The organism is Terrirhizobium terrae (assembly GCF_030323265.1).
Classification (GTDB): Bacteria; Pseudomonadota; Alphaproteobacteria; order Rhizobiales; family Rhizobiaceae; genus Neorhizobium.
This window is the reverse complement of the sequence record NZ_CP104992.1, coordinates 1,222,957-1,233,905: the sequence shown is the minus strand read 5'-3', so window position 1 is coordinate 1,233,905 and position 10,949 is coordinate 1,222,957. Positions and strand designations below refer to the sequence as shown.

The following is a 10,949-nucleotide window of genomic DNA, read 5'->3' as shown; positions in this document are numbered from 1 at the left end:
AATGTGTCATCGGTCGCGACCGGCGGGTCCTGTACCGGATTGACCGTGCCGTTGACAGTCGCCGTGGTCGCACCGCCCTGGCCGTCGGAGACGGTATAGGTGAAGCTCGGGCTGCCGTTGTAATTGGCGGCGGGTGTGAAGGTCAGCGTGCCATTGGCATTGAGCGATACCACGCCGCCCGTTACCGTCACTGGGTTGCCGGCCGAGATCGCGGTGCCGTTGATTGCCGTGACAGAAAGCGTGCCGCCATCGACATCCGAGTCGTTCGCCAGCACGTTGAAGGTGACGGCGGTATCCTCGTTGGTGGTGAACGTGTCGTTGACCGCGACCGGCGCATCGTTCTGACCGGTCACCGTAACGGTCACGGTTGCGGTTGCCGTGCCGCCCTGGCCGTCGGAGATAGTGTAGGTCACTGCGGTCGTACGGGTCTGGCCCGCTGCGAGGTTGTCGAATGCGGTGCCCGGGTTAAAGGCGTAGGTACCATCGGCATTGATGGTGAAAGTGCCGCCGTTGGAGCCGGCGACCGCCGCACCGACGCCGGCGCCACTTCCGCCGACGGCCGACACGGTGATCGGATCGCCATCCGGGTCGCTGTCATTGGTCAGCACCGAGCCGTTGATCGAGGCATTTTCGGTGGTGGCGAAGGAATCGTTTCCGGCGATCGGCGCCGGGTTGGCGACGGCCCATGTGAAGCTGCGGCTCGACTGCGCACCTGCGCTGTCGGTCGCGGTCACGGTGACCGAATAGGGGCCGGTGAGGCTGGCGCTGCGGTTGATCGTGCCGGTGATCACGCCGGCTGCGCTGATCGACAGGCCGGGCGGCAGGCTGGTTGCGGTAAAGGTCAGGCTGTCGCCGGCATCCGGATCGCTGAAATTGCCGGAAACATTGAGCGAGATCGCCTGGGCGTCACTGGAATTCTGGTTGGCGATCGGGGTCGAGACGGGCGCATCGTTGATGCCCGTGACGGTGACGGTAAAGGTCGCGGTGGCCGTGCCGCCATTGCCGTCCGAGACCTGGTAGGTGATGGAGCTCGTGCGCGTCTGGCCCGCGGCGAGATCGACGAAAGCGGTGCCCGGATTGAAGACCGCCGCGCCATTGGCGCCGATCGTGAACGTGCCGCCATTGGAGCCCGCGACTGCAACGCCGACATTGCCGGCAACGCCATTGACCTGCGAGACCGTCAGCGTGTCGCCGTCGACATCAGAGTCGTTTGTCAGGACATTGGCCGCGATATTGTTGTTGGCGGCCGTCTGGGCGCTGTCATTGGCCGCAACAGGTGCGTCGTTTACGGCGTTTACCGTGACCGAGACCGTGTATTCGACTGTCGCGGTGCCGTCGCTGACGCGATAGGTGAAGGTGTCGGTGCCATTGAAATTCGCTGCGGGTGCGTAGGTATATGTGCCGTTGGCGTTGACGACCACGATACCATGCGAGGGACCGGTCGAGCCGGCGGAATAGGTCAGCGCATCGCCGTCCACGTCAGTCGCGACCGGCAGCGTGCCGGAGAACACGGTGTCCTCATTGGTGCTGATCGCGGTATTGGAGCCGACCGGGGCATCGTTGACCGGTGCGATCGAGATCGTCGCCGTATCGGTGTCCGAGAGCGCGCCGCCCGTGCCGGTATTGCCGCCATCGTTGGTGACCATGGTCAGCGTCACCGCGCCATTGGCATTGGCGACCGGCGTATAGACCGGCCGCGAAGCACCGCCGAGGAAGGCGTTGATATTGGCGACCGTGCCGGTGAGCGTGATGCTGCCGGTGCCCGAACCGGAGACCGCGACACTGCCGCCGGCCGTAGCGGCGAGCGTGCCGGAGCCGACCGATAGTGTCACCGTGACATTGCCGTTGCCGGCATCGACATCCGATACCGACAGACCGGTGAGGGCGAGCGCCGTATCCTCATTGGTGGCGAAGCTGCCGGGCAGGGTGTTGACCGGCGCGTCGTTGACCGCCGTGACATTGAAGGTGATCGTGTTCGGCGTCTGGTCCGTGTCGATGCCGCCATTGGTGGTACCGCCGTTGTCGCGCACCTGGAAGGTGAAGGAGGCGAGGGCTGTGCCGTTCGCATTGGCGGTCGGCGTGAAGGTGAGGCTGCCGATGCTGGCCGCATTGACGACCTGGCCGGCCGTGACCGGCACGCCGCCGAGCGACAGCACGCCATTGGTCGGCAGCGTGTTGATGACGACGGCAGAAAGCGTGTTGGTCGGGCTGTCGTTCGGGTCGGTAAAGCCGAAATCGGCGGCTGTGAACGTGTAGCTGCCGTCTTCCGTCAGCGTGATCGTCTTGTCGGTGCCGGCCGGGGCATCGTTGACCGGCGTGATCGAGATGCTGGCCGTATCGATATCCGTCAGCGACGGGCCACCGGTATTGCCATTGTCGTTGGTCGTCATCGTCAGTGTGACGCCGGCGACGGAATTGGCGGCGGGCGTGAAGCTCGGCCGGGAGGCGCCCGAAAGATAGGCGTTGATGGCGGAGATCGTGCCTGACAGCACGACCTGGCCGGAGCCGCTGCCGGAGACCGTGACACCAGCGGCATTGGCGGCGGTCAGGATGCCGCTATCGACGGCGAGCGTGACGGAAACCGTCCCCGAACCGGCGTCTGCATCGGATATGGACAAGCCGGTGAGGCCGAGCGCCGTGTCTTCCAGCGTCGTGTAGCTCGTCGGAATGGTGTTGACCGGCGGCGTGTTGATCGAGGCGACCGCGACCGTGACGGTTCCCGTCTCGGTGACGCCGCCCGAGGTGACGGTATAGGTGAAGGTGGTGACGCCGTTATAGTCGAGCGTCGGAGTGAAAACGAGCTGACCGCCCTCCGTCAGCTGCACGCTGCCATTGCTGACGGCAACCGTGCCGCCGGCGGCAATCGCCGTGCCGTTGATGGCGGTGATCGTGCGGCCCGGATTGTCGAACGTGTCGTTGGCGAGAACCGGGATGGTGACCGCGACATCTTCGTCAGTCGAGACGGAATCGTTGGCGATATCGGCGACTGCGGTGACGGTGACGGCGATCGTGTCGCTGTCGGTGAGCGTTCCGTCCGAGGTGCTGAGCGAGATCTGCGCCGGGCCGTTATAGTCGCGGGTCGGCACATAGGTCGCACCGGCCAGCGCCGCGTTGATCGCGGCAGCCGTGCCGGAGAAGGTCATGGTCGCATCGGACGTGCCGTCGCCGGTCGTGAAGGTCAGGCCGGTGATGCCGGACAGCGAGAAGGCGCCGTTGGTGACATTGAGCGTCACCGTCAGTGTGCCGCTATCGATATCGGCAACCGAGATCGCATTGCCGGCGGCAGTCGAAAAGGTGATCGTGCCGTCCTCGGCGATCGTCTGGGCGCCGGGTACGGTGTTGACGGGCGCATCGTTGACGGGCGTGACATTGACGGTAACGGTTGCCGTCTCGGTGACGCCGCCGGAGGTAACGGCATAGGTGAAGGTCGTCTGCCCGTTATAGTCGGCAGCCGGCGTGAAGGTGATCGTGCCGTCGGCATTCAGACGCGCAGTGCCGTTGGCGACCGCGATCGTGCCGTTGACGGAGACTGCCGTCCCATTGATCGCGGTGATCTGGTGGCCAGCATTTTCGAACGTGTCGTTCGCGTTGACGGTGATCGTCACCGCCGTGTCCTCGTTGGTCGTCACCGTGTCGTTGGCGATATCGGCGACCGGGGTCACGGTGATGGCGATGCCGTCGGTATCGGAGAGCGCGCCGTCGGAGGTGACGACGGTCAGCTGAGCCGAGCCGTTATAATCGGCTGTCGGCGTATACGAGAGGCCGGCAAGTGCTGCATTGATCTGCGCTGCCGTACCGGAGATCGTGACCGTGCCGGTGCCGTTGTTGCTGATCGTCGCGCCGCCTCCGGCCGTAACCGAGAGCGCACCATTGGTGACGCTGACGGTCGTGGTCAGCGAGCCGCCATCGACATCCGAAACGCTGACGCCGCTGATCGACAGGGCCGAGTCCTCGGCCGTCGTCTGCGCGCTCGGCACGGCGTTGACAGGCGCATCGTTCACGGCGGTGACATTGACGGTCACGGTCGCCGTCTCGGTGACGCCGCCTGATGTCACGGTGTAGGTGAAGGTCGTCTGGCCATTGTAGTCGGCCGCCGGGGTGAAGGTCAGCGTGCCGTCGGCGTTGAGGCGGACGGTGCCGTTCGTAACAGCCACAACGCCATTGGAGACGATCGAGCTGCCATTGATCGCGGTGATCGTGTGACCGGCATTTTCGAATGTGTCGTTCGCGTTGACGGTGATCACCGTCGCCGTGTCTTCGTTGGTCGTCACCGTATCGTTGGTGATGTCCGCCATCGGTGTCACGGTGATCGTGCGGCTGTCGGTATCGGTGAGCGAGCCGTCGCTGCTCGTCATGGTCAGGGTCACGGCGCCGTTGAAATCGGCGACCGGCGTATAGACCGGCTGGCTGGCGCCTGCCGCCAGATAGGCGTTGATATTGGCAAGCGTGCCGGACAGCGTGATCGTGCCGGTGCCCGAGCCAGAGACCGTGACGCCGCCGCTGCTGGTCGCGGCGATCGTGCCGGAATTGACGCCGAGCGAGACCGTCATCGTCACGGTGCCGGAATCCGGATCGGCGACTGAAAGACCGCTCAGGGCAAGCGTACCGTCCTCGGCCAGCGAATAGCTTGCCGGCAGCGTGTTGACAGGCGGGTCGTTGACCGGGATGACCGAGACGGTCGCGACGGCAGTGTTGGAATTCGCCGCGCCATCGTTGACGAAGATGTTGATCGTACGTGCTGTCGAACCTGGGTCGTCGGAGCTCGACGAATACCGGATCTGCTGCAGCGCCGTCTGGTAATCCGCCTTGCTGGCCGAACCGGAGAGCGTCAGGGTGAAGGTCGCGACATTGTAGCTGAAGGAAATCCCGGTCGGCAGCGTACCCGAAACGGAGAGAGCGTCGCCCGCTTGGCCGTTGGCGATGACGATCGTGGCCGAGGTCATGTTGACATTGTCGACATCGGTTACCAGCACATCGGTATCGACGATCGCGACACCCGTGCCGTTTTCCGTATAGCTGGTCGTAAAGCCCGTGCCCGCGCCGGATGCGTCGAGATCGAGTACCGGTGCATCGTTGACAGCGGTGACCGTAATCGTCGACGTATCGACATCTGTCAGCGCGCCACCGGAGCCGGTATTGCCGCCGTCATTGGTGGTCATGGTCAAGGTTACGGCGCCGTTGAAATCGGCGACGGGCGTGAAGGTCGGGCGGGATGCGCCGGCGAGGAAGGTATTGATGTTGGCGAGCGTGCCGGTGAGCGTGATCGTGCCCGTGCCGGAACCCGATATCGTGACGCCGCCGGCGGCACTGGCCGTCAGGAGGCCGGAATTGACGCCGAGCGTCACCGTCATCGTGCCGGTCGCGGCATCGACATCGGAGATCTGGATGCCGGTGAGGCCGACGGACGTGTCTTCCGCCGTCGAGTAACTGCCGGGCAAGGTGTTGACCGGGGCATCGTTGACGGCAGAGATGGTGATGGGCCGCGTATCGACATCGGTCAGCGTGCCGCCCGTGCCGGTATTGCCGCCGTCGCTGGTGGTCATGGTCAGCGTCACGCTGCCGCTGGCATTGGCGACCGGCGTATAGACGGGGGCTGCGGCGGAGGCGAGATAGGCGTTGATATTGGCAAGCGTGCCGGTGAGCGTAATCGTGGCGGTTCCCGAACCAGAAACGGTTACGCTGCCGCCCGAAGTGGCCGTGATGCTGCCGGCGGTGACGGCCAGCTGCACGGTCATCGTGCCGGTGCCGGCATCGACGTCGGTGATCGACAGGCCGCTCAATGCGACGCTGGCATCTTCATTCGTCGCCCAGCCGGAAGCGGGGAGCGCGTTGACAGGCGCATCGTTGACGGCCGTGACATTGACCGTGACGGTCGCCGTCTCGGTCACGCCGCCGGATGTGACCGTATAGGTGAAGCTTGTCTGGCCGTTGAAATTGGCGGTCGGCGTGTAGGTGATCGTGCCGTCGGCATTGAATGTGACGGTGCCCTGGCCGGCAGGCGGCTGGGTGACGGAGGTCAGCGTCCGGCCGGAATTTTCGAAATTGTCGGCGGATGCGCCGTTGGTGCCGGTGATGACGTTGAAGCTTGCCGGCGTGTCTTCCGTCGTCGTCACAGTGTCGGCCACGATATCTGCGACCGGCGTCACGGTGATCGCGACGGTATCGGTGTCGGAAAGAGAGCCGTCCGAGGTCACCATGGTCAGCGTGTCGGAGCCGTTGTAATCGGCATTGCCCTGGTAGCGCAGCGAGGCGAGAACGCTGTTCACCTGCGCCTGGGTGCCCGAGACCGTCACCGTCCCGGTGCCGGATCCGGTCACCGTGCCGGCCGTGGTCGACGGCGAGAGGATGCCGTTCGCCACCGTCAGGGTAACGGTGACATTGGTGCTGTCGACATCGGTCACCGAGAGGCCGGTGATCGCCGTCAGCACGTCTTCCTGAACTGTCGCCGGGCCGGGCACGGTGTTGACCGGCGCATCGTTGACCGCGATCACGTTGACCGTCGCGACCGCCGTATTGGAATTGGCGGCACCGTCATTGGTGGTGACGTTGATGGTGCGTGCGATGGTCGACGGGTTTTCCGACGTAGAGGAATAGCGGACCGCCTGCAGCGCCGTCTGATAATCCGCCTTGGTGGCGGAGCCGGTCAGTGTGAGGGTGAAGGTTGCCGCATTGTAGCTGGCGGTGATGCCGGGCACCGCGCTGCTCAGCGCCAGCACGTCGCCCGCCTGGCCGTTGGCGATCACCACCGTCAGCGAGCTCATGTTTGCGTTGTCGACGTCGGTGATCAGGCTGGCCGTACCGGTGATCGCGACGCCCGTGCCGTTTTCGGTGTAGCTCGTCGAATAGCCCGTGCCGCCGCTTGCCGTATCGAGGTCGAGGATCGGCGCGTCGTTGACGGCGGCGATCGTGATCGAACGCGTGTCGATATCCGTCAGCGTCCCGCCGGTGCCGGTATTGCCGCCGTCGCTGGTGGTCATGGTCAATGTGACCGAGCCATTGGCATCGGCGACGGGGATGTAGATCGGTGCAGAGGCGGAGGCGAGATAGGCGTTGATATTGGCGAGCGTACCGGTCAGCGCCAGGGTGGCGGTGCCCGAGCCCGAAACGGTGACGCTGCCGCCCGACGTGGCGGTGAGCGTGCCGGTGCCGACATTGAGCGTCACCGTCATCGTGCCGCCTGCGGCATCGAGATCGGCGATGGAGAGGCCGGTCAACGCGATGCTGGTATCCTCATTGGTCGACCAGCCAGCGGCCGGCAGCGTGTTGACCGGGGCGTCGTTGACGGCGGTCACGGCAACCGTGGTCACGGCGGTATTCGACGCAAGCGCGCCGTCATTGACTGTAACGCTGATATTGCGACCGGCTGCCGTGCCGCCAATGGTCGGATTGTCCGAGGTGGAGGAATAGAGGATCTGTGCCAGCGCGGTCTGATAGGCGGCTTTGGTGGCCGATCCCGTCAGCGTCAGCGTGTAGGTCGCAGAATTGTAGCTCGCGGTGATGCCGGTCGGCAGTGCGCCGTTGGCGGCAAGCACGTCGCCCGCCTGACCGTTGGTGATCACGATCGTGGCCGAGGCTATGTTAGTGTTGTCGACGTCGATGACGGAATTGTTGGTATTGGCGATCGCCACGCCCGCAGCGTTTTCCGTATAGCCGATCGAATAGCCGGTACCAGCGCTCGAGCCGTCGAGGTCGATGACAGGCGCGTCGTTGACCGCATTGATGGTGATGGTGCGGGTATCGACATCCGTCAGCGGGCCGCCTGTGCCGCTATTGCCGTTGTCGTTCGTCGTCATGGTCAACACGACGGTGCCATTGGCATCGGCGACGGGTACGTAGATCGGCGCGGCCGCGGAGGCGAGATAGGCGTTGATATTGGCGAGCGTGCCGGAAAGCGTGATCGTGCTTGTCCCGGAGCCGGCCACCGTGACGCTGCCGCCTGATGTGGCGGTGATCGTGCCGGTCGCGACATTCAGCGTCACCGTCATCGCGCCGGTTCCGGCATCGACATCGGCGATCGACAGGCCGGAGAGCGCGACGCTGGCGTCCTCGTTGGTCGTCCAGCCGGATGCTGGCAGTGTGTTCACCGGCGCGTCATCGACGGCGATGACGCTGATCGTCGATGTGGCGACGGCCGATGTCAGGCCACCATCGCTGACCGTGACATTGATCACGCGTGCGGTCGTGCCGGGATTGTCGCCGCTGTTGGAAAAGGTGATGCCGCGGATTGCGGCCGCATAATTTGCCTTGGTCGCCGCGCCGGTCAGCGTGACCGTGACCTGTCCGGCGACGGACGTGTCGACCGAACCGGTAATGCCGCTTGGCAGCGTGCCTAAAGTCAGCAGGTCGCCTGCCTGGGCATTGGTCAGTACGATTGTGGCGGAGCGGATGGTCGTGCTGTCGAGGTCGCGCACGTCGGTGGCCGCGGCACCGATTGAAACCGCCGCACCGTTCTCGGTATAGGTGGTCGTGTAGTTCACGCCGGCCACGGTATCGACGTTGCGGAAGGCGCTGACATTGTCGATGAATATGTCGTCGGTGCTCGGGTTGAGCAGGCCGCCGGCGGCGGAGTAGCTGAAGACTAGGTTGCCGGTCGCGGCTACCGTCGATGGCAGATTGATGGTGATCGGCGTCCGGGTCCAGCTTGTCGTCCCCGCCGGCAGGCTGGAAGCAACGGTCGCAGGCGACCCGCTGGCTCCGTTCAGATAGGTTATGGTTGCGGTATTGGGCGTGCCATTCGTGGTGCCAGTCGTGATGCGTGCATACACGACCCCGCCGATGGATATCTCCAGCGTTGCCGGTGTGGTGTTGTCAGCAGAGAGGCCAAGCAGAGTGACGTCGTTACTCCAGCCGAAATCAAAAGTCAGCTGGGCCGCGCCGGAAGGGGCAAGACCATCCCTCCAACCAGAGAGGTTCGCTTGGGTCAGTGTGCCCGTTCCGCCGGCGTCCCGCCAAGCGAAGCCATCATTTGCAATTGCGCCGCTGCCGCCCACGGTCCAGCCGGTCGTACCCGGCGTGCCGCCATTGGTAACGATCTGCGTCGGGGTGGTGCCGGAATTCAGGTCGACGACCGGTGCCTGGGCGTTATAGCCAAAATCGGCGGCGACATTTGCCGCGCCGACAAGCGTGAGGGCGGCGGATTGGGTCGTGGCCGTCGTCGCCGTCGCACCGCCGAGCACACCATTCGCGTCGGTGACGCGGACGACATACTGGCCGGGCAGCACGCCGGTGAACAGATAGGTGCCGTTCGCATTCGTCGTGTCGGTCGCCAGAACCCGCTCGCCAGCATCGGCGACGCCGTTGCCGTTCACGTCATCGACCAGCTGCACCGTGACATTGGCGATGCCGACGTCACCGCTATCGAACGTACCGTTCGTGTTGTTGTCGTCGTAGATCTGGTCACCGATCGAACCCGTCGGGGGCACCCAACGGGCGCCATCGGCAACGGTGCCGATCGCGGTCGTGCCATTGGTGGTGATGGCGATCGCCGAGCCGATGGCGGCTCCCGTCGTTATATTGACCTGCTGGATCGAGGAGCCGACGAGATAGGTATTGCCGTTCAGGTCGCCACCGCCCTGTACCAGGGTCGTGCCGGTCGGGTTGGTGAAGCTGCTGACGATCGCGCCGGTCGAGAGATTATAGCGCGTGATGGTGTTGGCCGCGCCGTTGATGCTGAGAAGATAATTGTTCGTCGTGTCGATCGCGAAATCGCCCCAGTCATTGCTGCCGGGTATCGCCACACCGAACGTTTGCGCGCTCGCGATCGTACGTCCATTGCCGCTGAATGTAAGGCGCCAGATCTGGTCGTCCGTGCCGCTGACATTCTCGATGCCGAGATAGAGCGAGCCGTTATAGTAGGTCGCTGCTCCACCCCCAACGCCGCTCGTGCCGGTGGTGATGCTGAGCCCCGCACCGTTGTTGGTCAGGTCATTGTCGATCAGGATATGGGTATTGCCGACGAAGTCATAGGCGAACAGCGCGCGGTTCGTGCTCGTCGCATTGCTATCCATGTAATAGATGAGGCCGTTCGTCTGATCCACGGCGAGCGAGTTCAGCGTATCGCCCACGGTCACGCCACCCACCGTGGTCGGCGCCACCGTGATTGCCGTCGCCTTGCCGGTCGTCACATCGACGCTGTAGATGGTCCGGCCGGATACGACCAGCAATGCGCCGTTTCCGACAGAGGCCTGCACGTTCATCAGTTCGACATAGTCGCGCTGGGCATCCAGTGTCGGCGCTACCTTCGTGTCGACCTCGCCGGTGCGGTATTCGAGATCCCAATCGCCGCCGAGGTCCGAGGCACCGGTCGCGTCGGTCGATGCCGCGATGTCGGCACCGGTCATGTAGCCCATCATCCGGGCTGCGTTCTGGCCAAGCTCGCCGCGGGCGAAATCGCAGCCATAGATCATGATGTCGGCGTCGTCTGTCAGGGCACCTTTCAGGCTCTCCAGTTCGTCGGCATATTCGCCGGCCATGGACTCGATCGTCAGCTCGGCCGAGCCGAGATAGAGCCTGCCTTCGTCGCCGTGGGAGATGATGTGGACGGCGTCGATGTCCTTCATGTGGGACAGCGCTTCGGCCAGCTGCTCGACCCCGTCGCGGCCCTTTTCCAGGACGATGACCTCGAAGTCTCCGTCAATTCCCTGCAGCAGTGATTCGTAGTCGGGCACCGAGCTGTCGACGACCACGACCTGTCTTGCGGGCTCGTCTAACGGTTGCGTTTCCGTCTGGCCCTGTTCCGGAACGGCGGCAAGCGCCGCCGACAGGGCGTCGCTTTCCTTCGTCCCGGCATCCTGGTGATGGGAGGCATCACCGCCGTCATCAGGCGTCGCGGAATGCTCATCCTTGGTGTGTTCTACGGTTGCGGCACCGGCGGCGTCGAAGGCAATGCGCTGCTCGAGTTCCATCAGAGAGGAGGCGAACCGATCCTGCGTCCCCCGCTTCGACTTCGT

General features: G+C 64.3%; 1 pseudogene. It reads right to left on the bottom strand.

Annotated features, from left to right (window positions below):
- Positions 1–11: 11 nt before the first annotated feature.
- A pseudogene (locus tag N7E02_RS13900) lies at positions 12–10,904 on the bottom strand (tandem-95 repeat protein); the annotation flags it as partial.
- Between the last annotated feature and the right edge of the window lie 45 nt (positions 10,905–10,949).